We start from the raw sequence: 25,804 nt of genomic DNA on the forward strand, positions 1-25,804 counted from the left end.
TGGTCGTTGTTTGAGAACTGCACAGTGGACGCGAGCATCTGTGGCCAAGTTTTTAAGGGCGCACGGTGGATGCCTTGGCACCAGGAACCGATGAAGGACGTGGGAGGCCACGATAGTCCCCGGGGAGCTGTCAACCAAGCTTTGATCCGGGGGTTTCCGAATGGGGAAACCCGGCAGTCGTCATGGGCTGTCACCCGCTGCTGAACACATAGGCAGTGTGGAGGGAACGAGGGGAAGTGAAACATCTCAGTACCCTCAGGAAGAGAAAACAACCGTGATTCCGGGAGTAGTGGCGAGCGAAACTGGATGAGGCCAAACCGTATGCGTGTGATACCCGGCAGGGGTTGCGCATTCGGGGTTGTGGGATCTCTCTTTCATAGTCTGCCGGCTGTGAGACGAGTCAGAAACCGTTGATGTAGGCGAAGGACATGCGAAAGGTCCGGCGTAGAGGGTAAGACCCCCGTAGCTGAAACATCAACGGCTCGTTTGAGAGACACCCAAGTAGCACGGGGCCCGAGAAATCCCGTGTGAATCTGGCGGGACCACCCGCTAAGCCTAAATATTCCCTGGTGACCGATAGCGGATAGTACCGTGAGGGAATGGTGAAAAGTACCGCGGGAGCGGAGTGAAATAGTACCTGAAACCGTGTGCCTACAAGCCGTGGGAGCGTCGCTGGCAGTACTTGTGCTGTCAGTCGTGACTGCGTGCCTTTTGAAGAATGAGCCTGCGAGTTAGCGGTGTGTAGCGAGGTTAACCCGTGTGGGGAAGCCGTAGCGAAAGCGAGTCCGAATAGGGCGTTTGAGTTGCACGCTCTAGACCCGAAGCGGAGTGATCTAGCCATGGGCAGGTTGAAGCGGAGGTAAGACTTCGTGGAGGACCGAACCCACCAGGGTTGAAAACCTGGGGGATGACCTGTGGTTAGGGGTGAAAGGCCAATCAAACTCCGTGATAGCTGGTTCTCCCCGAAATGCATTTAGGTGCAGCGTCGTGTGTTTCTTGCCGGAGGTAGAGCACTGGATAGGCGATGGGCCCTACCGGGTTACTGACCTTAGCCAAACTCCGAATGCCGGTAAGTGAGAGCGCGGCAGTGAGACTGTGGGGGATAAGCTCCATGGTCGAGAGGGAAACAGCCCAGAGCATCGACTAAGGCCCCTAAGCGTACGCTAAGTGGGAAAGGATGTGGAGTCGCAGAGACAACCAGGAGGTTGGCTTAGAAGCAGCCACCCTTGAAAGAGTGCGTAATAGCTCACTGGTCAAGTGATTCCGCGCCGACAATGTAGCGGGGCTCAAGCGTACCGCCGAAGTCGTGTCATTCACACATATAGGGCCAACGCCTGTGTGGATGGGTAGGGGAGCGTCGTGTGCCGGGTGAAGCAGCCGCGGAAGCGAGTTGTGGACGGTTCACGAGTGAGAATGCAGGCATGAGTAGCGATACACACGTGAGAAACGTGTGCGCCGATTGACTAAGGGTTCCTGGGTCAAGCTGATCTGCCCAGGGTAAGTCGGGACCTAAGGCGAGGCCGACAGGCGTAGTCGATGGACAACCGGTTGATATTCCGGTACCCGCTTTGAAACGCCCAGTACTGAATCAGGCGATGCTAAGTCCGTGAAGCCGGCCCGATCTCTTCGGAGTTGAGGGTAGTGGTGGAGCCGATGAACCAGACTTGTAGTAGGTAAGCGATGGGGTGACGCAGGAAGGTAGTCCAGCCCGGGCGGTGGTTGTCCCGGGGTAAGGGTGTAGCCCGTGTGGTAGGTAAATCCGTCACACGTTAAGGGTGAGACCTGATGCCGAGCCGATTGTGGTGAAGTGGATGATCCTATGCTGTCGAGAAAAGCCTCTAGCGAGTTTCATGGCGGCCCGTACCCTAAACCGACTCAGGTGGTCAGGTAGAGAATACCGAGGCGTTCGGGTGAACTATGGTTAAGGAACTCGGCAAAATGCCCCCGTAACTTCGGGAGAAGGGGGGCCATCACTGGTGATCCGATTTACTCGGTGAGCTGGGGGTGGCCGCAGAGACCAGCGAGAAGCGACTGTTTACTAAAAACACAGGTCCGTGCGAAGCCGTAAGGCGATGTATACGGACTGACGCCTGCCCGGTGCTGGAACGTTAAGGGGACCGGTTAGCTGACTTTCGGGTCGGCGAAGCTGAGAACTTAAGCGCCAGTAAACGGCGGTGGTAACTATAACCATCCTAAGGTAGCGAAATTCCTTGTCGGGTAAGTTCCGACCTGCACGAATGGCGTAACGACTTCTCGACTGTCTCAACCATAGGCCCGGTGAAATTGCACTACGAGTAAAGATGCTCGTTTCGCGCAGCAGGACGGAAAGACCCCGGGACCTTTACTATAGTTTGATATTGGTGTTCGGTTCGGCTTGTGTAGGATAGGTGGGAGACTTTGAAGCGGCCACGCCAGTGGTTGTGGAGTCGTCGTTGAAATACCACTCTGGTCGTGCTGGATGTCTAACCTGGGTCCGTGATCCGGATCAGGGACAGTGTCTGATGGGTAGTTTAACTGGGGCGGTTGCCTCCTAAAGAGTAACGGAGGCGCCCAAAGGTTCCCTCAGCCTGGTTGGTAATCAGGTGTTGAGTGTAAGTGCACAAGGGAGCTTGACTGTGAGACCGACGGGTCGAGCAGGGACGAAAGTCGGGACTAGTGATCCGGCAGTGGCTTGTGGAAGCGCTGTCGCTCAACGGATAAAAGGTACCCCGGGGATAACAGGCTGATCTTCCCCAAGAGTCCATATCGACGGGATGGTTTGGCACCTCGATGTCGGCTCGTCGCATCCTGGGGCTGGAGTCGGTCCCAAGGGTTGGGCTGTTCGCCCATTAAAGCGGTACGCGAGCTGGGTTTAGAACGTCGTGAGACAGTTCGGTCCCTATCCGCTGTGCGCGTAGGAATATTGAGAAGGGCTGTCCCTAGTACGAGAGGACCGGGACGGACGAACCTCTGGTGTGCCAGTTGTCCTGCCAAGGGCATGGCTGGTTGGCTACGTTCGGAAAGGATAACCGCTGAAAGCATCTAAGCGGGAAGCCTGCTTCGAGATGAGTATTCCCACCCTCTTGAAGGGTTAAGGCTCCCAGTAGACGACTGGGTTGATAGGCCAGATGTGGAAGCCCGGTAACGGGTGGAGCTGACTGGTACTAATAGGCCGAGGGCTTGTCCTCAGTTGCTCGCGTCCACTGTGTTAGTTCTGAAATAATGAACAGCCGTGTAAACATCCGGTGTTCAAATTTTCATAGTGTTTCGGTGGTCATTGCGTTAGGGAAACGCCCGGTTACATTCCGAACCCGGAAGCTAAGCCTTTCAGCGCCGATGGTACTGCAGGGGGGACCCTGTGGGAGAGTAGGACGCCGCCGAACAATTTTTCCGGGAAAGCCCCGCACCTTTTGGTGCGGGGCTTTCCTGCGTTCTGGGCACAATCAGCAGCGAGTCCGGCAGACAGCCGGCAGGCCGCCTCAGCAGAGCTCTCAGAGGCGGCCTGCGGCCTTCAGGGCCAGGTACGTGTCGGCAAGTGTGGGAGCAAGATTGTCCGGGGTGGCGTCCACGACGACGACGCCGTGGCGACGGAGCCTGTCGGCCGTGCGGCGACGGTCGGCCTGGGCCTGGCCGGCGGCTGCCGCGTCGTACACCGAGTCCACCGTGTCCCGGCCGTGGGCCATCTCCTCGATCCTGGGATCGGAGACTGCGGCCAGCAGCACGGTGTGGCGCTGGGTGAGCTGAGGCAGTACCGGGAGGAGCCCTTCCTCGATGGGAGCGGCCTCCAGCGTCGTGAGGAGAACGATCAGCGAACCGCGGGGTGCGTCGGTGAGGGCCGCGTTGCTGAGGCCGCGGGCATCCGTTTCGATGAGCTCGGGCTCCAGCGTGGCCAGGGTGTCGATGACGGTCGCCAGCACATTTCCCATGGCTGTCCGGCCCTGGACCCTGGCTCGTACCTGGCGGTCGTAGGCGAGGAGGCTCACGCGGTCGCCCGCCCGCGTGGCGAGTGCGGTGAGGAGGAGTGTGGCGTCCATCGAGGCGTCCAGGCGGGGGACGTCGCCCACCCGGCCCGCGGACGTGCGCCCGGTGTCGAGGACGATCAGGATGTACCGGTCACGCTCGGGTCGCCATGTCCGGACCGCTACGGCGGACTGGCGTGCGGTGGCCCGCCAGTCGATGGAGCGGGTGTCGTCGCCGGGTACGTAGGCCCGCAGACTGTCGAACTCCGTTCCCTCACCGCGTGTCAGAACGCTGGTGCGGCCGTCGAGTTCGCGGAGTCGGGCGAGCCGGGAAGGCAGGTGCTTGCGGCTGGTGAACGGGGGCAGGACGCGTACGGTCCACGGGGCCCGGTGCTGCCCCTGCCGTGCGGCTAGGCCGAGCGGGCCGTACGAGCGGATCGTGATGCGCTCCGACCGCCGTTCACCGCGCCGGGTCGGGCGCAGGACCGTGACCAGGCGTCGACGTTCGCCGGCGGGAATCGTCAGCGTGTGACGTGAAGCGCCCTGCTCGGTGCCCCCGGCCCAGCTGCTGGGGGGCCAGGCGTCCCGGAGCTGGGCGCGCAGACGGCGCCGCGACGTGTTGGTCACCGTCAGTTGCACTTCCGCCGCGTCACCGAGTCGAACAGATGTATCACCGGATCGAGTGAATCGAAGCGTGCGCACTGGCGCTGCCAGGGCATAGTCACACAGAATTGCCAGTGAGAGCGGTGCGTTGACCGCGAGCATCCCGGTCCAACTAGGAGCGAGGATGCCCACGGGGAGTGACCCCAGAGCGGCCAACAGAGCAGTACGTCCGGTGAGGGCCATGGTCACCGCCTCATCGGGGTACGGGGACGTGGGCGAGCACTGAGGCGATGACGGAGTCCGGGGTGACTCCTTCCATTTCCGCCTCGGGCCGCAGGTGGATGCGATGACGGAGCGTGGGAAGCGCCAGGGCCTTCACATCGTCCGGGATGACATAGTCCCGGCCGGTCAGCCAGGCCCAGGCGCGGGCGGTCGACAGCAGTGCGGTGGTGCCTCGGGGGGAGACACCGAGGGCGAGCGAGGGGGAATCGCGCGTGGCACGGCAGATATCCACGACATAGCGGGCGATCTCGGGGGAGACGGTCGTCTTCGCGACGGCTTCGCGTGCCGCTTCCAGATCGGCTGGGCCGGCGACCGGCCGTATCCCTGCGGCCTTCAGGTCGCGTGGGTTGAAACCGTCGGCGTGGCGGGTGAGGACGTCGATCTCGTCCTGCCGTGAGGGGAGCGGAACCGTCAGTTTGAGCAGGAAGCGGTCCAGCTGTGCTTCGGGGAGGGGATAGGTGCCTTCGTACTCGACGGGGTTCTGGGTCGCGGCGACGAGGAAGGGGTCAGGCAGTGGCCGCGGTGTTCCGTCGACGGTGACCTGCCGTTCCTCCATCGCTTCGAGGAGGGAGGACTGCGTCTTGGGAGGGGTGCGGTTGATCTCGTCCGCGATCAGCAGGTTGGTGAAGACAGGGCCGGGCTGGAAGGAGAACTCGGCGGTGCGCGCGTCGTAGACCAGTGAGCCGGTGACGTCGCTGGGCATCAGGTCAGGGGTGAACTGGACCCGCTTCGTGTCCAGTTCGAGCGAAGATGCAAGGGCCCGCACCAGCAGGGTCTTGGCGACGCCGGGCACGCCTTCGAGGAGCACGTGCCCCCGGCAGAGCAGCGCGACGACGAGTCCGGTGACAGCGGGGTCCTGGCCGACGACGGCCTTGGCGATCTCGGAGCGCAGAGCCTCCAAGGACGCGCGGGCGCTGTCGGAAGGATCCGGTGCCGCGGGCCTCGCGGGAGCCGCAGCGGGCGCCGTGGGCTCGGCCGGCTCGGGGGTCGGGGCGCTCATGAAGTGCGTACCTCTCTTTCGAGGGCGTCGAGTTGATCGGCGAGCAGGACCAGGGCTGCGTCGGTGGCGGGAGCCGTGCCGAAAAGCAGGGTGATGAGGTCCTGGCCGACTGCGGTGACGCGGGTGGACACGGCGGTGAGGAGGACGTCGGGGGTGTGCGCGTCGCGGGCGGGCACGCCGACGAGGGGGGCGATGCGTGTGCGGGTGGCGGCTCGGAGGGCGTCGGCGGCCCGGTCGCGGGCGTTGACCTTGCGGTAGAGGAGGGAACGGCCTTCGGCGGATTCGGATGCTCGGATGGCTACCGGCAGCTGTTCCGTCACGAGGGGGCCGAGTCGGCGGGCCCGCCAGACTGCGGCGAGGACTGCGGCGAGAGCGAGTTGAAGCGTTCCCCACAGCCAGCCGGAGGGGACGAGGTCGAGGAAGCTGCTCTCGTCGGACGCTTCGTCTCGCGCCCCGCCCTCCGACTGGTCTTCGCTTCCGTCGCCAGGGGCGTTGTCATCGGCTGTTGCGGTCGGATCGGTGAGAGAGGGGAGGTACCAGACGAGATGGGGACGGGAACCGAGCAGTTGCAGGGCGAGCGAGGCGTTGCCCTGCTTGTCGAGACGCTCGTTGTGGAGGAAGTCGGGGGAGCCGAGGACGACGGTGTCGCCGCTCGTTCCGGTCGGGAGGACGACCAGGCTGGGGAGGCCTGCGCTCGGGTAGCAGGTGACGGCGGCCGGGTCCTGCGTCGCGTAGCGGGTGCCGCCCAGGTCCGCAGTGCCGGCCCTGCGGGCGGCGGGGAGCTCGCACGACGGGGCGAGAGCGCTGACGGCGTGGTGGGCTTCGGCGCGGACGTCGGGGGCGAGCCGGGCGGTGGCCCCCGGGCCCGGGGCGATCAGCAGGGTGCGTCCTGGGGAGGCGGCGGTCGCCTCGTTCAGCCGGAGCTGTTGCGACCGGGTCATGAGGTTGGGGCCGGCGACCAGGAGGGTGGTGTCCGGGCCGGTCGCGGCGGTGGCCTGGTCGAGGGTGGTGACGACGGTGACGGATATGCCGCGTGCTTCGAGGAGTTCGGCGACGGCGCGGCTGCCCTTGGGCTCCGCGGAGCGGGGGTCGAGCTGTCCGTAGTTCGTTCCGGAGCGTACGGCGGCGAATGCGATGCCGGCGACGACGAGAATGAGGACGACAGCCAGGACGGCCCGGGCTCGGGTCCAGACCTGGCCGGGGGTGGGCGCCGTCGAGGTGGGGGAAGTGGTGGTCGCCGCGGTCATCCGGTGGCTCCTCGGGAGGTTCCGGGCAGCAGCGGCTTGGCCGCGTCGAGTTCCAGGTCGAGGGTGCGCAGGGACAGGTATGCCGTCTGGTCCGCGGTGCGGCCGCCGTATGTCACGTCGTCGAAGCTCCGGGCGGCGGCGCGCAGTCGGGCGGTGTGCTCGGGCAGACTGCGGCCCGCTTCGGCCGCGGCCTCGTCCGCGGTGCGGCCGGGGCGGGGATCGAGCAGGGCGCGCTCCTCCAGGGACCGGACGATGGCGCGCATCCGTTCCTGTACGGCTTCGGTCCAGCGCAGGGCCGCGGCGTGGGTCTCGGCCGCGGTGCGGTGCTGGGCCGCGCTGCGGGGGCCGTCGCTGTCGAAGAGGGCGTCGGCGCTCCGGGAGGAGCGTTGCGGAGTGCCGAGCCGCCACCAGAGGGCGGCGGCCAGGCCGACGACGATGACGACCAGGACGACGAGTCCGGCCGGGCCACCGGGGGCGGCGCCCGCGGCGGCGTCGAACACCCCGGCGACCCAGTCCCAGAACCGGTTCAGGGCGCGCTGGAGGAAGTTCGGGTCGTTCTCGTGGTACATCGGCTTGGACAGCTCGCTCTCGGCCGCCTCCCGCGCGGGGAGACGTGGAGTGTCCACGGGTATGTCGCCCGCTGCGGTGTCCCGCCCTGCTGTGGTGATGCCCCCCGCCCCCGACACGGCATCAGCTCCCGGAGGTGTCGGCGCCGTAGCCGGGAAGTCCCGCGGCCCGTGCCAGGTCCAGGTCCAGGGCTTCGCGGCGGATGCGCTGGTCCACGTAGAGGAGGGCCATCACACCGGCGACGAAGGGATAGATCAGCGTCGAGACGATCACTTCGCCGATCCCGGTGATGATCAGGAAGGGCCAGCCGAAGGAGGGCGGGTTGCTGCTGAAGAACTCGCTGACGTCGGTTCCGTCGGCGATCACCGCGATGGCGCCGAACGGGATGGAGACGAGGAACGTCAGCAGGAAGGTCAGCAGCCAGGTCAGGGCGAGGATTCCGAAGGTTCGCCACCAGGCGCCGCGGACCAGCTTCGCCGACCTGCGCAGCGCGGCCACGATGCTCTGTCGTTCCAGCATCAGTGCGGGGGCGGCGAGGGCGAAGCTGACGTTCAGCCAGAGCATCACGACGCAGGCGGCGGCGAAGCCGAGGAAGGCGAGTGCCGCTCCTGCCTCGGAGCCCAGCAGCAGACCGGGGCCGATGCCCACGGCCATGACCGTCGCCATGATCACGGCCACCAGGACGGTCAGTCCGAGCAGCGGCAGGATCCGGGGGCGGGCCTCTGCCCAGGCGTCGGAGAGCGTAGTGGGACGGCCCAGCACGGAGCGGCTGATGACCACAGTGACGATCGACGCGGTGAAGAGCGTGGCGATCATCGAGACGAGAGAGGCCGGGCCCAGGGAGAGCAGTGTCGAGCGGGCCGAATCGGCGGTCTGGCGGAGGGCCTCGGCGCCGGTGGCGTTCGGGTCGACGGAGGTCGGTTCCGGCAGCAGGTAGCGCTGCATGAGGATGATGCCGATCTGGGTGACCACCGAGACCGCGAGGCTGAAGCCGAGTGCGGTACGCCAGTGGGCGCGCAGGGCGGACACCGAGCCGTCGAGGATCTCGCCGAGGCTCAGGGGGCGCAGCGGGATGACGCCGGGCTTCGCGGCCGGCGGCGGTCCTGCCCAGCCCTGCCGCTGTGGGCCGCCGCCCCAGCCGGGTGCCGGCGGCCGTGTTCCGGGGCCGCTGCCGGGGTTGCTCGGTGGGGACCACTGCCCGGGCGGCGGCTGCTCGGGGGACCACTGTCCCGTCGCACCGCTTCCGTCCTGGGGGTCGGAGGGGCGGGGAATCGCCGCCTCCTTGCCGTCGGAGGGGGCAGATCCGGGCGACGCCCAGCCCGGAGAGTCGTTCATTCTCGCTCCTTCACCGTCCTGACCGCTCATCGGGGCGGCAGGTTGGCAGCCATCGTGCCACGCGGCGGCCCGGGGCGGACCGGCCGCTCTGTCTCCCGCGCGATCTCCTTCGTGCCTTCATGTGCGGGCGGCTCACCGGGCAGACTGGACAGATGGTTGATCAGGACGCGCAATCACCGGTGGGCAGCGAGCCTCCCGCCCTTTCCGTACTCCGCTGGGACGAGCCTCCGGAAGGGCCCGTGCTGGTGCTTCTCGACCAGACGCGGCTGCCCGCCGAGGAGGTCGAGCTGGTGTGCACCGATGTGCCCGCGCTGGTGCGGGCGATCCGGACGCTGGCGGTGCGAGGGGCTCCGCTGCTCGGGATCGCCGGGGGGTACGGGGTGGCGCTCGCGGCGGCGCGGGGCTACGACGTCGCGGAGGCGGCCGGTCTGCTGGAGGGGGCGCGGCCCACCGCGGTGAACCTCGGCTACGGGGTGCGGCGGGTGGCGGCGGCCTACTGGGAAGCGGCCCGTAAGGGAGCGGGGGACGAGGCGGCGGCTGCGGCGGCACTGGCCGAGGCGCGGGTCCTGCACCAGGAGGATGCCCGGGCCAGCAGGCGTATGGCGGAATTCGGTGAGGCGCTGCTCGAGGAGTTGCTGCCGGGCCGCGGGTATCAGCTGCTGACCCACTGCAACACCGGGGCGCTGGTCTCCGGGGGTGAGGGGACGGCGTTCGCCGTGGCGTTGCGGGTGCACCGGCACGGGCGGCTGCGTCGGCTGTGGGTGGACGAGACCCGGCCGCTGCTCCAGGGGGCCCGGCTGACCGCGTACGAGGCGGCGCGCAACGGTCTGGCGTACAGCCTGCTCACGGACAACGCGGCAGGGTCGCTGTTCGCGGCCGGGGAGGTCGACGCGGTGCTCATCGGTGCGGACCGCATCGCGGCGGACGGTTCGGTGGCCAACAAGGTGGGGAGCTATCCGCTGGCCGTGCTCGCGAAGTACCACCACGTACCCCTCATCGTGGTGGCGCCGACGACGACCGTGGATCTGGAGACCCCGGACGGCACGTCGATCATCGTCGAACAGCGTTCCGGGCGAGAAGTGACAGAGCTCACATCGCCGCAGGGTGTATCGGCCGGTGAAGGAGGCGGGATGGTCGTCGCACCCCTCGGGGCCCCGGCGTACAACCCGGCCTTCGACGTCACACCGCCGGAACTGATCACGGCGATCGTCACCGAGGAGGGCGCCATTTCGCCGGTCACGGGGGTCGGACTGGCAGAGCTGTGTGCCAGGTCATCGCAGGTAACGATTAGCTAATGGGATGATGTCGATTATGAAGGGACGCGTCCTTGTCGTCGACGACGACACCGCACTGGCCGAGATGCTCGGGATTGTGCTGCGTGGAGAAGGTTTCGAGCCGTCGTTCGTAGCGGACGGCGACAAGGCACTGGCCGCATTTCGTGAGGCCAAGCCGGACCTGGTGCTGCTCGACCTCATGCTGCCCGGAAGGGACGGCATCGAGGTGTGCAGGCTGATCAGGGCCGAGTCCGGTGTGCCGATCGTCATGCTCACTGCCAAGAGCGACACCGTCGATGTCGTGGTCGGCCTGGAATCAGGGGCCGACGACTACATCGTCAAGCCGTTCAAACCTAAGGAGTTGGTTGCCCGGATCAGGGCACGTCTGCGGCGGTCCGAAGAGCCCGCACCGGAGCAGTTGACCATCGGTGACCTGGTCATCGACGTGGCCGGCCACTCCGTGAAGCGGGAGGGGCAGTCCATCGCCCTGACTCCGCTGGAGTTCGACCTGCTGGTCGCGCTCGCCCGCAAGCCGTGGCAGGTCTTCACCCGTGAGGTCCTGCTGGAGCAGGTGTGGGGTTACCGCCACGCGGCCGACACCCGCCTGGTGAATGTGCATGTCCAGCGTCTGCGTTCCAAGGTCGAGAAGGACCCGGAACGGCCGGAGATCGTCGTGACGGTCCGAGGCGTCGGCTACAAGGCCGGTCCGAGCTGAGATGGCCGGAGGCAGTGCTGCTCCGGGGCCCGGGGAGCCGGGAGTCCGTACGGAGCGGGCTGCCGGCCCGGGACGGAAGGCGTCACGTATGAGCCGTTTCCTGCAGGGCGGCCGGCTGTTCGAGGACCGGACGCCCGGCGGGCCCGTACCGCGGTTGCTGATGCGGTGGGTACGCCGTCCGTTGCTGCCCGCCGTCCGTCTGTGGCGGCGCAACCTGCAGCTTCGCGTCGTCGCGGGCACCTTGCTGATGTCGATCGGGGTCGTGCTGCTGCTCGGCTTCGTCGTCATCGGACAGGTGCGCAACGGCCTGCTCGACGCGAAGGGCAAGGCCGCCCAGACACAGGCCGCCGGCGGTTTCGCCGCGGCCCAGGAGAAGGCGAACGCTCCCCTCACCCCCGGTGGGCAGGGCAGCGACGGCACCGACGGCATGACCGGCAGCACTTCCTGGCGCACCGAACTCGTCGACCAGCTCGCCAGCGGCGGTAAGAACGCCTTCAACGTGGTCGCGCTCAGCGTGGACTCGGTCACCGAGGGTGCGAGCAGTCGTGCCCCACGTGGTTCGGGCAGCGTCGAGGCGTCCAGCGTGCCCGAGCGCCTGCGCCAGGACGTGGGCAAGGGGCAGGGCGCCTTCCAGACGTACTCCCTGATCCGGTATTCGTACGGCAAGGAGTCGCAGCCGGGGCTCGTCGTCGGCAAGCGCCTCTACGACATCGATCAGCACCCCTACGAGCTCTACTACCTCTTCCCGCTCACGCAGGAGGAGAAGTCCCTGACGCTGGTCAAGACGACCCTGGCGACCGCCGGGCTGTTCGTCGTCGTGCTGCTCGGGGCCATCGCCTGGTTCGTGGTGCGGCAGGTCGTGACACCGGTGCGGATGGCGGCGGGCATCGCCGAGCGGCTCTCCGCCGGCAAGCTGCAGGAACGCATGAAGGTCACCGGCGAGGACGACATCGCGCGGCTCGGCGAGGCCTTCAACAAGATGGCCCAGAACCTCCAGCTCAAGATCCAGCAGCTGGAGGAGCTCTCCCGGATGCAGCGGCGCTTCGTCTCCGACGTCTCGCACGAGCTGCGCACCCCCCTCACGACGGTCAGGATGGCCGCCGACGTCATCCACGAGGCGCGTGCCGACTTCGACCCCGTCACCGCTCGCTCCGCCGAGCTGCTGGGCGACCAGCTCGACCGGTTCGAGTCGCTGCTCGCCGATCTGCTGGAGATCAGCCGCTTCGACGCGGGCGCCGCTGCCCTGGAGGCCGAGCCGATAGACCTGCGGACCGTGGTGCACCGGGTGATCGGCGGCGCCGAGCCGCTCGCCGAGCGCAAGGGCAGCAGGATCCTCGTGATCGGTGACGACCAGCCGGTGATAGCCGAGGCCGACGCCCGTCGCGTCGAACGCGTCCTGCGCAACCTCGTCGTCAACGCCGTCGAGCACGGCGAGGGCCGGGACGTCGTGGTGCGGATGGGTGTCGCACAGGGCGCGGTCGCCGTGGCCGTGAGGGACTACGGGGTCGGGCTCAAGCCCGGCGAGGCGACCCGGGTCTTCAACCGGTTCTGGCGCGCCGACCCGGCGCGCGCCCGGACGACCGGCGGGACCGGTCTCGGCCTCTCGATCGCCGTGGAGGACGCCCGGCTGCACGGCGGCTGGCTCCAGGCCTGGGGCGAGCCGGGCGGCGGTTCCCAGTTCCGGCTGACCCTGCCGCGTACGGCGGACGAGCCCCTGCGCGGTTCGCCGATACCGCTGGAGCCCGAGGACTCGCGGCGCAACCGGGACAGCCGGGAGCGTGAGGAGGCCGGGGCGTCCGCTTCGGACGACCACCGGCTGATGTCGGTGCCGCCGCAGCCCGGGGCCGGCGACCGTTCGCCGCTGCCCGTGCCCGGCCGCGGCCCCGCCGTCCGCACCGCCGCCCCCTCGTCGGTGCACCCCGCCGCGCTGCCCGGCAACGGAGCACGTGTCGTGACGCGCCCGGCCCAGGAGCGTCCCGGTGGGCGCGCGGCCGACGGCGTACCGAATTCCGACCAGGAGGACACCACTCGTGGGTACTGACCGCCGTCCGGGCGGCCACGGACGGGCGGTGCGGATGTCCGCGCTGCTGGCCTGCGGCATCGTCGTGCTGGCCGGATGCGGCTCGATGCCGGTGACCGGGGACGTCAAGGCGGTCGACGCCTCGCAGCCCGGGGACTCCCAGGTGCAGGTGTACGCGGTGGCGCCCCGGGAGGGCGCGCCGCCCAGCGAGATCGTCGACGGCTTCCTGGAGTCGATGACCAGCGACGATCCCGCGTTCGCGACCACGCGGAAGTATCTGAGCGCCGACGCCCGGCAGACCTGGCAGCCGAGCGGCGGCACCACGGTGCTCGCCCAGGCCCCCAACCGCAGCGGCCCTCTGCTCCACGACGAGGACAACCGGGCCACCCGGGACCGGGAGACCACCTACACGCTGACCGGCGAGAAGGTGGCGGCGGTCGACGCCCAGAGCTCCTACCAGCCGCTCGCGCCCACCGACTACTCCCAGACCCTGCACCTGGTGCTGGAGAAGGTGGCGGAGGGGAAGCAGGAGTGGCGCATCGACGCCGTGCCGGACGGCCTGGTCCTCGGGCAGTCCGACTTCAAGCGTCTCTACCGTTCCGTGAACAAGTACTACTTCGCCACCGGGCGTACGAACGGCCGGTCGACGCTCGTCGCGGACCCCGTCTACGTACGTAACCGTACGGATCCGGTCACGCGCATGGACACCGCCACCCAGACCGTCAGGACGCTGCTGGCCGGGCCGACGAACTGGCTGCGGCCCGTCGTCGACTCCCGGTTCCCGACCGGGACCGCGCTGCGCAAGGGCGTCACCGCACTGGCGCCTGACGATCAGAACGTCCTGAAGGTGCCGCTCAACCAGAAGGCCGACAAGGCGAGCCGGAGCGCCTGCCGGATGATGGCCGCCCAGGTGCTCTTCACGCTCCGGGACCTGACCTCGGCATGGGTCGAGCGGGTGGAGCTGGAGGGCGGCGAGGGCAAGCTCTGCGCGTTGGACGCCGACGACGCGCTGGACCTCTCCGCCGACCACGGCTCGGATGGGGACGACAGCCAGTACTTCATCAACGACAAGGGCCAGGTGGAGCGGATCCCCGGCGCCACCGACGGCACCGGCACACCCGAGCCGGTGACCGGTCCGCTCGGCGTGGGCGTCGTTCCGATGGGCGCTGTCGGGGTGGCCCGGGACGAGAAGCGGGCCGCCGCGGTCTCCGCCGACGGGCAGAACCTCTACGTGTCCTCCCTGGAGGCGGACGGCGAGCTGGCCGAGCCCCTCGTCACCAGCGCGGCGAAGAAGGCCGCCGACCGGCTGTCGCCGCCGAGCTGGGACGGCCGCGGTGATCTGTGGGTCGCCGACCGTGATCCGGCCGGTTCCCGGCTCCTGCGGCTGGCCGGCGGAGCGGGCGAGCCGCAGGAGGTCCGGGTGCCGGGCCTCGACGGCGCCCGCATCGAGGAACTGCGGATGTCCGCGGACGGGGTGCGGATCGCCCTGCTGCTGGCGAAGGACGGCCGTACGACGCTGAACATCGGCCGGGTCGAGCGCCGGGGATCCTCGGTGTCGCCCGAGATCTCGGTCGAGGACCTGCGCCAGGCCGCACCGCAGCTCGCGGACGTCACGGCCATCTCCTGGTCCGGACGCAGCCGTCTGGTGGTGGTCGGCAAGGAGGAGGGAGGCGTCCAGCAGGTGCGTTACGTGCAGGCGGACGGCTCCACGTCGGCCTCGGGTGCGCTGCCCGGGGTGAACCAGGTCCAGTCGGTCGCCGCGGCCGACGACGAACAGCTTCCGCTGATGGCGGAGACCGTCGGCGACGGCATAGTGAAGCTCTCGCCGGGCGACAACTGGCAGACGGTTCTCAAGCAGGGCACGTCGTTGGTCTACCCCGGCTGATCCGGGAGCGCGCCCGGACCGGCCGGAGCGCCCGGGGTTTTCCACAGGGGTGGTCCGGTCCGTGAGGGCCCGGCACTGTGGGGTCATGCGGAACGTGTGGCACGAGCTGTCCGGTCTGCTCCTGCCGGTGGTCTGCGCCGGCTGCGGCAGGCCGCGCACCGAGCTGTGCCCGGCCTGCGCTGCTGCGTTGCACGGTGGGCCGGCCCGCCGGGTCCGGCCCTCGCCCCGGCCCCCGGGCCTCCCGGCGGTGTACGCCGCCGCGCCCTACGAGAACGCCGTACGCGCGGTTCTGCTGGCCCACAAGGAGCGAGGGGTACTCGGGCTGGCGGGGGCGCTCGGACGGGCCCTGGCGGGTTCGGTACGGGCCGGGACGGGGCGACCGGGCGGCGCGGGTCCCCTGCTGCTGGTCCCGGTGCCCTCCGCGCGCTCCTCGACCGCCGCGCGCGGCCATGACCCGGTGCGCAGGATCGCCGCCACGGCCGCCCGGGACCTGCGGCGCCGGGGTCTGCCGGCCCGGATGCTCCCGCTGCTGCGGCAGCGGCGCGCGGTCGCCGACCAGGCGGGTCTCGGGGCGCGGCAGCGGCGGGCGAATCTGGCCGGTGCCCTGGAGCTCACGGCGGAGGGCGGGCGGCTGGTCCGGCACGGACTGTTCCGTCACAGCAGAGTGATCCTGGTCGACGACCTGTTGACGACGGGATCGACGCTGGCGGAGGCGGCACGGGCCGTCGGGGAGGCACGTGGCGCCGGTCGGGAGCCCTTCGTGCACGGAGGGTGCCGGGCGGCGGTCGTAGCAGCCTCTCCCTCCGCCTTCGAAATAAACCGGAACTGACCGAGAAGCTGCATCGTTGCAGGTAATGAGAGGGCAATACCCCCTGAACGGAGGTACGTGCCAGTAGCGGGTGCCGAGACCCTGGTGCGCAGGCTATGTTCGGTTGTGAGGAACGGTGAATGCCGGACCTCGATGAATGCACCATCAGGTTTCGGGCAGGTAACTCACCGGTAGGAGAAGCACGCAAAGTCGGTGGGGTTGCGACCCTTCCGGCGGGGGAGGAGGAGGCGAAAGCCACCGAGTCCGAGGCCCTGGTGATCTCCGGGGCCTGGTGCAAAAGGGAGATACTCCGCCGCTGAGCGGGGCGATCCGGGAACGGAGTTCTGCGTGGACATCGTCGTCAAGGGCCGCAAGACCGAGGTGCCCGAGCGGTTCCGCAAGCACGTGGCCGAGAAGCTGAAGCTGGACAAGATCCAGAAGTTCGACGGCAAGGTGATCAGCCTCGACGTCGAGGTGTCCAAGGAGCCGAATCCCCGTCAGGCCGACCGTTCCGACCGGGTGGAGATCACGCTCCGCTCCCGGGGACCGGTCATCCGGGCGGAAGCGGCGGCGGGCGACCCTTACGCAGCGCTCGACCTGGCCACCGGAAAGCTGGAGGCCCGGCTGCGCAAGCAGCACGACAAGCGCTACAGCCGCCGTGGGAACGGCCGTCTGTCTGCTGCCGAGGTCGGGGACGTGGTCCCCGGCGTCGCTTCGTTCGACGAGGACGGTGAGCTGGTCGGCGACCAGCCGACGGCGCCCGTCCCCACCACGAAGATCGGCTCGCTCGAAGTACAGGGCGAAGGGCCGCTCGTGATGCGCGAGAAGACCCACACCGCCGCACCGATGTCGCTCGACCAGGCGCTCTACGAGATGGAACTGGTCGGCCACGACTTCTACTTGTTCGTCGACTCCGAGACGAAGGAGCCCAGCGTCGTCTACCGGCGACACGCCTACGACTACGGCGTCATCCACCTGAGGACCGACCCGCTCGCCGCGGACGAGGCAGGCGGCGCGGGCGGCGCGCTCGGAGGCTGAGGCACTGTCGGCGAGGTGCCCCCGGGGCGTTTTCACGCCACCGGGGGCACCCGCGCACGGGCACGGGGCCACCGTGCCGGGGGCCGGGCATGGAATCATGGCGGCCCGAGCCAATCGGTGTTCTGTGAAGTGCCGTTGGCGAACGACCGACACTTCAGGCCGTGGCCTCAGGGGGAGGAACGATGGCAGACACCTTCGGGCCCGTGCGCGATGCGAATGGCTCCGACGACGACGCCGGTGCGTATGCCGGCACGGACGCGGACGGCGCCTCACGCAAGGAGCCGATCAGGGTCCTCGTGGTCGACGACCACGCGCTCTTCCGCAGGGGTCTGGAGATCGTCCTCGCGCAGGAGGAGGACATCCAGGTCGTCGGCGAGGCCGGGGACGGCTCCGAGGCGGTCGACAAGGCCGCCGACCTGCTGCCCGACATCGTTCTGATGGATGTCCGGATGCCCAAGCGCGGCGGCATCGAGGCCTGCACCGCCATCAAGGAGGTAGCCCCCAGCGCGAAGATCATCATGCTGACGATCAGCGACGAGGAGGCCGACCTCTACGAGGCGATCAAGGCGGGCGCGACCGGATATCTCCTCAAGGAGATCTCCACCGACGAGGTCGCCACGGCCATTCGCGCGGTCGCCGACGGACAGTCCCAGATCAGCCCCTCCATGGCCTCCAAGCTGCTCACCGAGTTCAAATCGATGATCCAGCGCACCGACGAGCGTCGGCTCGTTCCGGCGCCCCGGCTCACCGAACGCGAGCTGGAAGTGCTGAAACTCGTGGCGACCGGCATGAACAACCGGGATATCGCCAAGGAGTTGTTCATTTCCGAGAACACGGTGAAGAACCACGTCCGCAATATCCTGGAGAAGCTGCAGCTGCACTCCCGGATGGAAGCCGTGGTCTATGCCATGCGCGAGAAGATTCTGGAGATCAGGTAACGGAAGGCCGGTGGCCGGTCAGCGGTAGGCACGCCGGAGCGCGTGGCCGATCTCCGTCCTGAGCGGCTCGCGCAGCTCCGGGGCGTCGACCCGGTCCACCCGGATGTCCGTGCAGCCGACCCAGGCCGCCGCCTCCACCAGTGCCTCGGCCATCGGGGCCACCGCCTTCGGGCCGGCCAACGACGCCTGCTTGGCGACCAGTGTGGTGCCCTCGCGCGCCGGGTCGACCCGGCCGTGGAGCTTCCCGCCCGCCAGCAGCGGCATCGCGAAGTAGCCGTGGATCCGCTTCTGCTTGGGCACATAGGCCTCCAGCCGGTGCGTGAAGTCGAAGATCCGCTCCGTGCGCGCCCGCTCCCAGATCAGCGAGTCGAACGGCGACAACAGCGTCGTACGGTGGCGTCCGCGCGGCTCCTTGGCGAGGGCCTCCGGGTCCGCCCAGGCCGGCTTCGCCCAGCCCTCCACCGCGACCGGGACCAGCCCCGAGTCCGCCACCACGGCGTCGAACTCCTCGCCCTTCAGCCGGTGGTAGTCCGCGATGTCGCTACGGGTGCCGACGCCCAGGGACTTGCCGGCCAGCGCGACCAGCCGCCGCCGGCACTCGGCGTTGCTCAGCTCGTCGTGCAGCACGGCATCCGGAATGGCCCGCTCGGCCAGGTCATAGACCCGCTTCCAGCCGCGCCGCTCGGTGCACACCACCTCGCCGTACATCAGGGCCCGCTCGACGGCGACCTTGGACGCCGACCAGTCCCACCACTCGCCGCCGTTCTTCGCGCCGCCCAGCTCGGTCGCCGTCAACGGGCCCTCGTCGCGCAGCTGCTTGATCACGGTGTCGTACACACCGTCGGGCAGATCGTGGCCCCAGTGCGAGCGGGAGCGGTAGGCGCGGCGGCGGAACGCGAAGTGCGGCCACTCCTCGACGGGCAGGATGCACGCGGCGTGCGACCAGTACTCGAAGGTCCGGCCGCCCGACCAGTAGGCGTCCTCCACCGTCCGGCGGCCCACGGAGCCGAGCCGGGCGTAGGGAATCAGCTCGTGCGAGCGGGCCAGCACCGAGATCGTGTCCAGCTGGACCGCGCCGAGGTGACGCAGCACCCCGGGCACCCCCGCCCGGCGGTCCGGGGCCCCCAGGAAGCCCTGGGCGCGCAGCGCGATGCGGCGGGCCTGGTCGGCGGAGAGTTCGACTGCGGGAGGAGGCACAGGCGTCATACGTCGAACCCTAGACGGCGCCACTGACAGTCCGGATCCGGATTCCGGCCGTGGATCACGGGCGCCGCCCGGGTCACCGTCCGGAGTCGGGGGATCCGCCGGACCGGGGCGGGTGCGGCCCGGGGACGTACGGGTGGGCGCCCGCGAGCCCCAGGTCGGACGGGAGCAGGGCCGCCGTCCAGGCATCGCGCCGCACCCCCTTGTTGAGCAGCCCGGACCGCTGTTCGCCCTCCAGCCGGAACCCCGCCCGCAGGGCGACGGCCCGCGAGGCCAGGTTGCCGGTCTCGGCCCGCCACTCCAGCCGGTCCGCGCCCAGCGAGGCGAAGGCCCAGCGGGCGGAGCCGAGCACCGCCTCGGTGACGTATCCACGGCCCCGGTGCTCCTTGGCGGACCAGTAGCCCACCTCGTACGTCCCCGGCCGGCTGCGGCGGTCGATGCCGAGCGCCCCGACGAGCGTCCCGGTCTCCCGCAGCGCCAGGGCGAAGTTGTAGACGGAGTCGTCCTGCCAGCCCGCCGCGCAGAGCTTCGTGGTGAACAGCTCCGCGTCGGTGAGGCGGTACGGGGAAGGGATCACCGTCCAGCGCTGGATCTCCGGGTCCTGGCAGGCGGCGTACACCTCGGCCGTGTCCTGCGGGCCGAAGGGCCTCAGGAGCAGTCGTTCCGTGGTGAGCGTGATCGGTTCCATGAACCGATTCTTGTGAACCCGCTCCCGCGATGCGAGCACTTTTCGGGCTTCCCGGCACCTTCCGTGCCTTTGGACCGTTGTCCTGTAAGGGTGCGGCGAGGTCCACGCGACGGCAGCCCTCCCGACGCGGTGGTGTCCTCGCTTACGATGGCCGTTGCGGTGGGGCCCACCTGCCGTGCCCGCGCCAGAGTCCATTACACGACCCAGTGCCAGGCCCGACCGGCAAGGAGACCAGCCTCAGTGTCCGTCTTCAACAAGCTCATGCGTGCAGGCGAAGGCAAGATCCTGCGCAAACTGCACCGCATCGCGGACCAGGTCAGCTCCATCGAAGAGGACTTCGTCAACCTCTCCGACGCCGAGCTGCGGGCGCTCACCGACGAGTACAAGGAACGGTACGCGGACGGCGAGAGCCTGGACGACCTGCTCCCCGAGGCGTTCGCCACGGTCCGTGAGGCCGCGAAGCGCGTCCTCGGACAGCGCCACTACGACGTACAGATGATGGGCGGAGCCGCCCTGCACCTCGGTTATGTGGCCGAGATGAAGACCGGTGAGGGCAAGACCCTCGTCGGCACCCTGCCCGCGTATCTGAACGCGCTCTCCGGCAAGGGCGTCCACCTGATCACGGTCAACGACTACCTCGCCGAGCGTGACTCCGAGCTGATGGGCCGGGTCCACAAGTTCCTCGGCCTGTCCGTCGGCTGCATCGTCGCCAACATGACCCCGGCCCAGCGCCGCGAGCAGTACGCCTGCGACATCACGTACGGCACGAACAACGAGTTCGGCTTCGACTACCTCCGCGACAACATGGCGTGGTCCAAGGACGAGCTCGTCCAGCGCGGCCACAACTTCGCCGTGGTCGACGAGGTCGACTCGATCCTCGTCGACGAGGCCCGTACGCCGCTGATCATCTCCGGCCCGGCCGACCAGGCCACCAAGTGGTACGGCGACTTCGCCAAGCTGGTCACGCGTCTCACCAAGGGTGAGGCGGGCAACCAGCTCAAGGGCATCGAGGAGACCGGCGACTACGAGGTCGACGAGAAGAAGCGGACCGTGGCCATCCATGAGCCCGGTGTCGCCAAGGTCGAGGACTGGCTCGGCATCGACAACCTCTACGAGTCGGTGAACACCCCGCTCGTCGGCTATCTGAACAACGCCATCAAGGCCAAGGAACTGTTCAAGAAGGACAAGGACTACGTCGTCATCGACGGCGAAGTCATGATCGTCGACGAGCACACCGGCCGTATCCTCGCCGGCCGTCGCTACAACGAGGGCATGCACCAGGCGATCGAGGCGAAGGAAGGGGTGGACATCAAGGACGAGAACCAGACCCTCGCCACGATCACCCTGCAGAACTTCTTCCGCCTCTACGACAAGCTCTCCGGCATGACCGGTACGGCGATGACCGAGGCCGCCGAGTTCCACCAGATCTACAAGCTCGGCGTGGTGCCGATCCCGACGAACCGGCCGATGGTCCGCGCCGACCAGTCGGACCTGATCTACCGCACCGAGGTCGCCAAGTTCGCCGCGGTCGTCGACGACATCGCCGAGAAGCACGAGAAGGGCCAGCCGATCCTGGTCGGCACCACCTCGGTCGAGAAGTCCGAGTACCTCTCGCAGCAGCTCTCCAAGCGCGGTGTCCAGCACGAGGTCCTCAACGCCAAGCAGCACGACCGGGAGGCGACGATCGTCGCCCAGGCGGGCCGCAAGGGCGCCGTCACCGTCGCGACGAACATGGCCGGACGAGGCACCGACATCAAGCTCGGCGGCAACCCGGACGACCTCGCCGAGGCGGAGCTGCGCCAGCGCGGCCTCGACCCGGTGGAGAATGTTGAGGAGTGGGCGGCCGCGCTGCCCGCCGCGCTGGAGCAGGCCGAGGAGGCCGTGAAGGCGGAGTTCGAAGAGGTCAAGGACCTCGGCGGGCTCTATGTGCTCGGCACCGAGCGCCATGAGTCGCGCCGTATCGACAACCAGCTGCGCGGTCGTTCCGGCCGTCAGGGCGACCCGGGCGAGTCCCGCTTCTACCTGTCGCTGGGCGACGACCTGATGCGTCTGTTCAAGGCGCAGATGGTCGAGCGCGTCATGTCGATGGCGAACGTCCCCGACGACGTCCCGATCGAGAACAAGATGGTCACCCGCGCCATCGCCTCCGCCCAGTCGCAGGTCGAGCAGCAGAACTTCGAGACGCGTAAGAACGTCCTGAAGTACGACGAGGTGCTCAACCGGCAGCGCGAGGTCATCTACGGCGAGCGCCGCCGTGTTCTGGAGGGCGAGGACCTCCAGGACCAGATCCGGCACTTCATGGACGACACGATCGACGACTACATCCGGCAGGAGACCGCCGAGGGCTTCGCCGAGGAGTGGGACCTGGACCGGCTGTGGGGCGCCTTCAAGCAGCTCTACCCGGTGAAGGTCACCGTCGAGGAGCTGGAGGAGGCGGCCGGGGACCTGGCGGGCGTCACCGCCGAGTTCATCGCCGAGTCGGTCAAGAACGACATCCACGAGCAGTACGAGGAGCGCGAGAGCACGCTCGGCTCCGACATCATGCGTGAGCTGGAGCGACGCGTCGTCCTCTCGGTGCTCGACCGCAAGTGGCGCGAGCACCTCTACGAGATGGACTACCTCCAGGAGGGCATCGGCCTGCGGGCCATGGCGCAGAAGGACCCGCTGGTCGAGTACCAGCGCGAGGGCTTCGACATGTTCAACGCCATGATGGAGGGCATCAAGGAGGAGTCCGTCGGCTACCTGTTCAACCTGGAGGTCCAGGTCGAGCAGCAGGTCGAGGAGGTTCCGGTGCAGGACGGCGCCGAGCGCACCTCGCTGGAGAAGGAGAGCGCCACCGCTGCCCCGCAGATCCGCGCCAAGGGCCTGGAGGCCCCGCAGCGGCCGGACCGGCTCCACTTCTCCGCTCCCACGGTGGACGGCGAGGGAGGTGTCGTCGAGGGCGACTTCGCCAGCGACGAGGACGGCGCGCGGTCCGGTTCCTCGGACGGCATGACGCGTGCCGAGCGCCGCAAGGCCCAGAAGAGCGGCGGCGGCGGCGGTCGCCGTCGCAAGAAGTAGCAGCACGGGCAGTACCCCGGCAGGGGCCGGACACCATGCGGTGTCCGGCCCCTGCCGCGTCCGACGGGTCACCGGGAGCCCGGGGCCCCGGCGGTGAGGCGCTCGCCGCCCAGCTCCACCGCGGCGCAGCGCCAGCGCTGGTCGGCGCCCTGTTCCAGGCGGAAGGCCATCGCCCGGACCCGGTCGCCCGCGGTGATGCTGGCAAAGGCCTCGACCACGCCCGTGGCGGGCTGGGCCCCTCGGCAGTGCCGAAGGACGGGGCGGCTGCCCCGGACGGCCCCCAGCGGGGTGCTCGGGGCCAGCTCGGCGAGCTGGTCGTAGGCCTCGCCGATGGTGTGGCCGAGCATCCAGTGCACCGGCCGCTGGCCGCTGAGGACCGCGAGCAGGCGTTCGGCGAACCACTGGTGGGGCCGCTGCGGCCGGTGGGGCTGCAGCCTGCGGGACCGCTGCGGAGGTACCGACCGGGGACCGCTCTGGTCGCGTCGTCCTGCGGGCCTCGTCCTGTCCGTGCTCATGATCGTCGCCCCCGTTGACCGGGCCCGGTAAATACCGGGCGGTAACTTGTGTCGGGAATCTTCTACGGGTGCGGTCGTCAGCGACGCAAGGGGCCTCTCGGCGGTGAACGGGTGCGGCACGGTTCACCTATCAGTGGCTCGCCCCTTGTGCGACAAGGGCTACCGCGAGGGTGACGGGCCGTCGGCGGTGGACGGACGCCCCCGGTTGCCGAAACCCGAAAGGGGACGCTCCCACGTATCCTGAGGACGTTTCCCTCTACGAAAGCGACCTGCCATGCGCGTGTACGTCCCCCTGACCCTCTCCGGTCTCGCAGCGGCGCACGGTGCGGGCGAGGTCGGCCCCGGGCCGCTGACGGCCTACGCGGTGACGCCCGGGCTGCGCGAGTGGTACGTCTCCGACGACATCGAGGAGCTGGAGTACGCGGCGCTCAACCGGGCCGCCGCCGCCTCGCTCCGGATGATCGCCGGGAACCCGGACGAGGTGCGCCGCCGGGTCGTCCTCGCCGTCGACGTACCGGACGGGTCCGTTGCCGCCGACCCCGATCACGGGCTGAGCGCGGCTTCGCTCGGCGAGGTGCGGATCGCCGCCGCGCTGAAGCTGGCCAAGGCGGCGGCGGTGCACGTGGACGCCGACGACGCGGAGAAGGACGTGGCCGCCGCGGCGGCCGCCCTGGGGGCGGCGGACCTCGGAGACGACGACGCGCAGTTCACCGTGGACGGCGCGGAGGACCATGAGCTGCTCTGGTTCGGCGTCCAGGAGATTCCGCAGCTCATCGGCTGAGCCGGCGGCGGGCCGGTGCTGAGTCGGTGCTGAGCCGGCGGCGTTGTCGGACCCGGCGGGTATTTTTTTCTGTATGACTTCCGGGACGACACGCACACATCTGGTCTGGGACTGGAACGGCACGCTGCTCGACGACACTCATGCCGTCATCCAGGCGACGAACGCCGCGTTCGCGGAGGTCGAGCTGGAGCCGATCACGCTGGAGCACTACCGGGAGATGTACACGATCCCCATACCCCGGTTCTACGAGCGTTTCCTGGGCCGGCTGCCCACCGAGGAGGAGTGGGAGCGGATGGACGGCATCTTCCACCGGTACTACGCGGAGCAGCGGGCCGCCTGCGGTCTCACCGACGGGGTGGAGGAGCTGCTGCACCAGTGGCAGCGGGCCGGGCGCAGTCAGTCGCTGCTGAGCATGTACGGGCACGAGCAGCTGGTGCCGGTGGTGCGGGGGTACGGGATCGAGCCGCGGTTCGTCCGCGTCGAGGGGCGTACGGGGCCGTCGGGCGGGAGCAAGGCGCTGCACATGGAGCGGCACTTCGCCGCGCTGGCCGGGGCGGGGGGTGTCGACGGGTTCTCGCCGGAGAACGCGGTGGTCATCGGGGATGCGCTCGATGACGCGGTGGCGGCGGCGCATGTGGGGGCTCGGGCTGTGCTGTACACGGGTGGGTCGCACAGCCGGAGCAGTCTGGAGGGGGCGGGGGTGCCGGTCGTGGACAGTCTGGGGGAGGCTGTGGCGTTGGCGGAGACGTTTGCCGCGTAATCCGCGTAGCGGGTGTGGTGCGGGTGGTGCGGGTTTTCGGGGCGCTGCCCCGGGCCCTGGTCCTCAAGCGCCGGACGGGCTGGAAAGGATGCCCTCAAGCGCCGGGCGGGCTTGGAGGTGTGCTCGGGCGGGCTTGGAGGTGCGGCGCTTCCCGGGGGAAAGATGTCCTCAATCGCCGGACGGGCTTGAGGGTGTGCCGGTCGGGCTTGAGGGTGCTGGTCGGGCTTGAGGGTGTGCCGGACGGGCTTGAGGGTGCTGGTCGGGCTTGAGGGGGTGCCGGTCGGGCTTGAGGGTGTGCCCGGCGGGCTTGAGGGTGCCGGAAGGGCTGGAAGGCGTGCCCGGGCGGGCTTGAGGGGAGTGCGTGGCGGGTGGGCTTACCGGGTGCGGAGTACCTTCAGGAACTCTCGCATCCAGGCTGCGTGGTCCGGCCAGGCTCTCGATGAGACCAGGGGGCCGTCCACCACCGCCTCCGTGTCCTGGAACGTTGCGCCCGCGCTCTGCATGTCCGGTTCCAGGGCGGGGTACGCCGTGACGGCGCGGCCGCTGAGGTTGCCGGTGGCCGCGGTGATCAGGGGGCCGTGGCAGATCTGGGCCACCGGGCGGTCCGCGGAGAAGAAGGCGCCGACGATCTTCCGTAGCTCGGCGTTGTTGCGGAGGTATTCCGGGGCCCGGCCGCCGGGGATCACCAGGGCGATGTAGGCGCCGGGGTCGACCTCGGAGAAGGACAGGTCGGCGGGCCAGGTGTAGCCGGGCTTCTCCGTGTACGTGTCGAAGCCGGGCTCGAAGTCGTGGACCACGAAGCGCAGCGTCTTGCGTTCGGGGGCCGCGATGTCGACCTCGTACCCCTCCTCCAGCAGCCGTTGGTACGGGTAGAGGACTTCGAGCGATTCGGCGGCGTCGCCGGTGACGATGAGGATCTTCTGCGGCATGGCGGGCTCCTCGGGGCCGGTGGCCCCGATGGCGTGTCCAGGGCCTGAATCCGTGCGGTAGGGACAGATTGCCCCGGTTCCGGGAGTTCGCCAAGGCGGCGCGGCGCACTGTCCAGAGTGTCAAAGTTCGGGGGGTTCTTTTGTACACAAGCAGCTCATGACGCGGTGGGGTGCGAGGGCGATAGCCTGGTGCCGTGATCAGCGCGATACGCCTCGGG

The 25,804-nt window shown here is 68.8% G+C and carries 19 protein-coding genes and 2 rRNA genes; 12 read left to right on the top strand and 9 right to left on the bottom strand.

The features are described 5' to 3' along the window. The first annotated feature begins 42 nt into the window (after window positions 1-42). Window positions 43-3,167: ribosomal RNA gene (locus tag AC0VY3_RS04980) — 23S ribosomal RNA — on the top strand. A gap of 78 nt (window positions 3,168-3,245) precedes the next feature. Beyond that, window positions 3,246-3,362: ribosomal RNA gene (gene rrf / locus AC0VY3_RS04985) — 5S ribosomal RNA — on the top strand. Between the two features lie 108 nt (window positions 3,363-3,470). Here rrf and AC0VY3_RS04990 read toward each other — a convergent pair. From AC0VY3_RS04990 to AC0VY3_RS05010, 5 genes are read right to left on the bottom strand one after another with little or no spacing between them, the layout of a single operon-like run. Beyond that, window positions 3,471-4,784 (bottom strand): DUF58 domain-containing protein, encoded by a 1,314-nt coding sequence (locus AC0VY3_RS04990; protein ID WP_475549036.1) that lies wholly within the window; start codon window positions 4,782-4,784, stop codon window positions 3,471-3,473. Window positions 4,785-4,794: 10 nt separating this feature from the next. Next, window positions 4,795-5,823 carry an AAA family ATPase gene (locus AC0VY3_RS04995; RefSeq protein WP_475549037.1) on the bottom strand — a complete coding sequence of 343 codons (1,029 nt, stop codon included), beginning with the start codon at window positions 5,821-5,823 and terminating at the stop codon, window positions 4,795-4,797. Further along, the gene (locus tag AC0VY3_RS05000) at window positions 5,820-7,070 is read right to left on the bottom strand and encodes a DUF4350 domain-containing protein (protein WP_475549038.1); all 1,251 of its coding nucleotides are present in this window, start codon (window positions 7,068-7,070) and stop codon (window positions 5,820-5,822) included. Before AC0VY3_RS05000 ends, AC0VY3_RS04995 begins: the two co-directional genes overlap by 4 nt. Further along, window positions 7,067-7,756, bottom strand: coding sequence for a DUF4129 domain-containing protein (locus AC0VY3_RS05005; protein WP_475549039.1), 690 nt, complete (start codon window positions 7,754-7,756; stop codon window positions 7,067-7,069). The genes AC0VY3_RS05000 and AC0VY3_RS05005 overlap by 4 nt, the downstream gene beginning before the upstream one ends. A gap of 4 nt (window positions 7,757-7,760) precedes the next feature. Beyond that, a complete protein-coding gene (locus AC0VY3_RS05010) occupies window positions 7,761-8,972 on the bottom strand; it encodes a DUF7847 domain-containing protein (protein ID WP_103512564.1) in 1,212 nt (403 codons plus the stop codon). Between the two features lie 152 nt (window positions 8,973-9,124). Between AC0VY3_RS05010 and mtnA the strand changes: the two genes are divergently transcribed. From mtnA to AC0VY3_RS05045, 7 genes are all read left to right on the top strand, one after another. After that, window positions 9,125-10,267 (top strand): S-methyl-5-thioribose-1-phosphate isomerase, encoded by a 1,143-nt coding sequence (gene mtnA, locus AC0VY3_RS05015; RefSeq protein ID WP_475549040.1) that lies wholly within the window; start codon window positions 9,125-9,127, stop codon window positions 10,265-10,267. 4 nt (window positions 10,268-10,271) lie between these two features. Further along, window positions 10,272-10,961, top strand: coding sequence for a two-component system response regulator MtrA (gene mtrA / locus AC0VY3_RS05020; protein WP_007448372.1), 690 nt, complete (start codon window positions 10,272-10,274; stop codon window positions 10,959-10,961). A gap of 1 nt (window position 10,962) precedes the next feature. Further along, window positions 10,963-13,002, top strand: a complete 2,040-nt coding sequence (mtrB, locus tag AC0VY3_RS05025; protein ID WP_475549041.1) for an MtrAB system histidine kinase MtrB — start codon at window positions 10,963-10,965, stop codon at window positions 13,000-13,002. A gap of 28 nt (window positions 13,003-13,030) precedes the next feature. Further along, complete coding sequence (locus AC0VY3_RS05030) at window positions 13,031-14,866, top strand: LpqB family beta-propeller domain-containing protein (RefSeq protein WP_475551641.1); 1,836 nt, start codon at window positions 13,031-13,033, stop codon at window positions 14,864-14,866. Between the two features lie 85 nt (window positions 14,867-14,951). Then, the gene (locus AC0VY3_RS05035; RefSeq protein WP_475549042.1) at window positions 14,952-15,695 is read left to right on the top strand and encodes a ComF family protein; all 744 of its coding nucleotides are present in this window, start codon (window positions 14,952-14,954) and stop codon (window positions 15,693-15,695) included. A 327-nt stretch (window positions 15,696-16,022) separates the two neighbouring features. Next, window positions 16,023-16,712, top strand: a complete 690-nt coding sequence (gene hpf, locus AC0VY3_RS05040; RefSeq protein ID WP_030089160.1) for a ribosome hibernation-promoting factor, HPF/YfiA family — start codon at window positions 16,023-16,025, stop codon at window positions 16,710-16,712. A 182-nt stretch (window positions 16,713-16,894) separates the two neighbouring features. Beyond that, window positions 16,895-17,650 carry a response regulator gene (locus AC0VY3_RS05045; protein ID WP_103512569.1) on the top strand — a complete coding sequence of 252 codons (756 nt, stop codon included), beginning with the start codon at window positions 16,895-16,897 and terminating at the stop codon, window positions 17,648-17,650. A gap of 18 nt (window positions 17,651-17,668) precedes the next feature. Here the strand turns inward: AC0VY3_RS05045 and AC0VY3_RS05050 are convergent, their stop codons facing one another. Continuing rightward, window positions 17,669-18,856 (bottom strand): winged helix-turn-helix domain-containing protein, encoded by a 1,188-nt coding sequence (locus AC0VY3_RS05050; RefSeq protein WP_103512570.1) that lies wholly within the window; start codon window positions 18,854-18,856, stop codon window positions 17,669-17,671. A gap of 73 nt (window positions 18,857-18,929) precedes the next feature. After that, window positions 18,930-19,541, bottom strand: coding sequence for a GNAT family N-acetyltransferase (locus AC0VY3_RS05055; RefSeq protein ID WP_103512571.1), 612 nt, complete (start codon window positions 19,539-19,541; stop codon window positions 18,930-18,932). Between the two features lie 240 nt (window positions 19,542-19,781). Between AC0VY3_RS05055 and secA the strand changes: the two genes are divergently transcribed. Next, on the top strand, window positions 19,782-22,601 hold the full coding sequence (secA, locus tag AC0VY3_RS05060) for a preprotein translocase subunit SecA (RefSeq protein WP_103512572.1): 2,820 nt from the start codon (window positions 19,782-19,784) through the stop codon (window positions 22,599-22,601). A 68-nt stretch (window positions 22,602-22,669) separates the two neighbouring features. Here secA and AC0VY3_RS05065 read toward each other — a convergent pair whose 3' ends face one another. After that, a complete protein-coding gene (locus AC0VY3_RS05065; protein ID WP_103512573.1) occupies window positions 22,670-23,116 on the bottom strand; it encodes an Rv3235 family protein in 447 nt (148 codons plus the stop codon). Between the two features lie 274 nt (window positions 23,117-23,390). Between AC0VY3_RS05065 and AC0VY3_RS05070 the strand changes: the two genes are divergently transcribed. After that, complete coding sequence (locus AC0VY3_RS05070; RefSeq protein WP_103512574.1) at window positions 23,391-23,897, top strand: DUF6912 family protein; 507 nt, start codon at window positions 23,391-23,393, stop codon at window positions 23,895-23,897. Window positions 23,898-23,970: 73 nt separating this feature from the next. Continuing rightward, on the top strand, window positions 23,971-24,657 hold the full coding sequence (locus AC0VY3_RS05075; RefSeq protein WP_475549043.1) for an HAD family hydrolase: 687 nt from the start codon (window positions 23,971-23,973) through the stop codon (window positions 24,655-24,657). 374 nt (window positions 24,658-25,031) lie between these two features. Here the strand turns inward: AC0VY3_RS05075 and AC0VY3_RS05080 are convergent, their stop codons facing one another. After that, entirely contained in the window at window positions 25,032-25,586 is a 555-nt protein-coding gene (locus tag AC0VY3_RS05080; RefSeq protein WP_103512576.1) for a DJ-1/PfpI family protein, read from the bottom strand. Window positions 25,587-25,804: the final 218 nt, after the last annotated feature.

The sequence above is a fragment of the Streptomyces sp. iso_384 genome, assembly GCF_056172905.1.

Bases quoted from the DNA above. Each gene is read 5' to 3' on its own strand.
- mtnA (WP_475549040.1), top strand. From the start codon at position 9,125: ATGGTTGATCAGGACGCGCAATCACCGGTGGGCAGCGAGCCTCCCGCC.
- AC0VY3_RS04990 (WP_475549036.1), bottom strand. From the start codon at position 4,784: ATGGCCCTCACCGGACGTACTGCTCTGTTGGCCGCTCTGGGGTCACTC.
- AC0VY3_RS04995 (WP_475549037.1), bottom strand. From the start codon at position 5,823: ATGAGCGCCCCGACCCCCGAGCCGGCCGAGCCCACGGCGCCCGCTGCG.
- mtrB (WP_475549041.1), top strand. From the start codon at position 10,963: ATGGCCGGAGGCAGTGCTGCTCCGGGGCCCGGGGAGCCGGGAGTCCGT.
- AC0VY3_RS05045 (WP_103512569.1), top strand. From the start codon at position 16,895: ATGGCAGACACCTTCGGGCCCGTGCGCGATGCGAATGGCTCCGACGAC.
- AC0VY3_RS05035 (WP_475549042.1), top strand. From the start codon at position 14,952: ATGCGGAACGTGTGGCACGAGCTGTCCGGTCTGCTCCTGCCGGTGGTC.
- AC0VY3_RS05080 (WP_103512576.1), bottom strand. From the start codon at position 25,586: ATGCCGCAGAAGATCCTCATCGTCACCGGCGACGCCGCCGAATCGCTC.
- mtrA (WP_007448372.1), top strand. From the start codon at position 10,272: ATGATGTCGATTATGAAGGGACGCGTCCTTGTCGTCGACGACGACACC.
- AC0VY3_RS05050 (WP_103512570.1), bottom strand. From the start codon at position 18,856: ATGACGCCTGTGCCTCCTCCCGCAGTCGAACTCTCCGCCGACCAGGCC.
- AC0VY3_RS05065 (WP_103512573.1), bottom strand. From the start codon at position 23,116: ATGAGCACGGACAGGACGAGGCCCGCAGGACGACGCGACCAGAGCGGT.
- AC0VY3_RS05070 (WP_103512574.1), top strand. From the start codon at position 23,391: ATGCGCGTGTACGTCCCCCTGACCCTCTCCGGTCTCGCAGCGGCGCAC.
- AC0VY3_RS05000 (WP_475549038.1), bottom strand. From the start codon at position 7,070: ATGACCGCGGCGACCACCACTTCCCCCACCTCGACGGCGCCCACCCCC.
- AC0VY3_RS05055 (WP_103512571.1), bottom strand. From the start codon at position 19,541: ATGGAACCGATCACGCTCACCACGGAACGACTGCTCCTGAGGCCCTTC.
- AC0VY3_RS05010 (WP_103512564.1), bottom strand. From the start codon at position 8,972: ATGAACGACTCTCCGGGCTGGGCGTCGCCCGGATCTGCCCCCTCCGAC.
- AC0VY3_RS05075 (WP_475549043.1), top strand. From the start codon at position 23,971: ATGACTTCCGGGACGACACGCACACATCTGGTCTGGGACTGGAACGGC.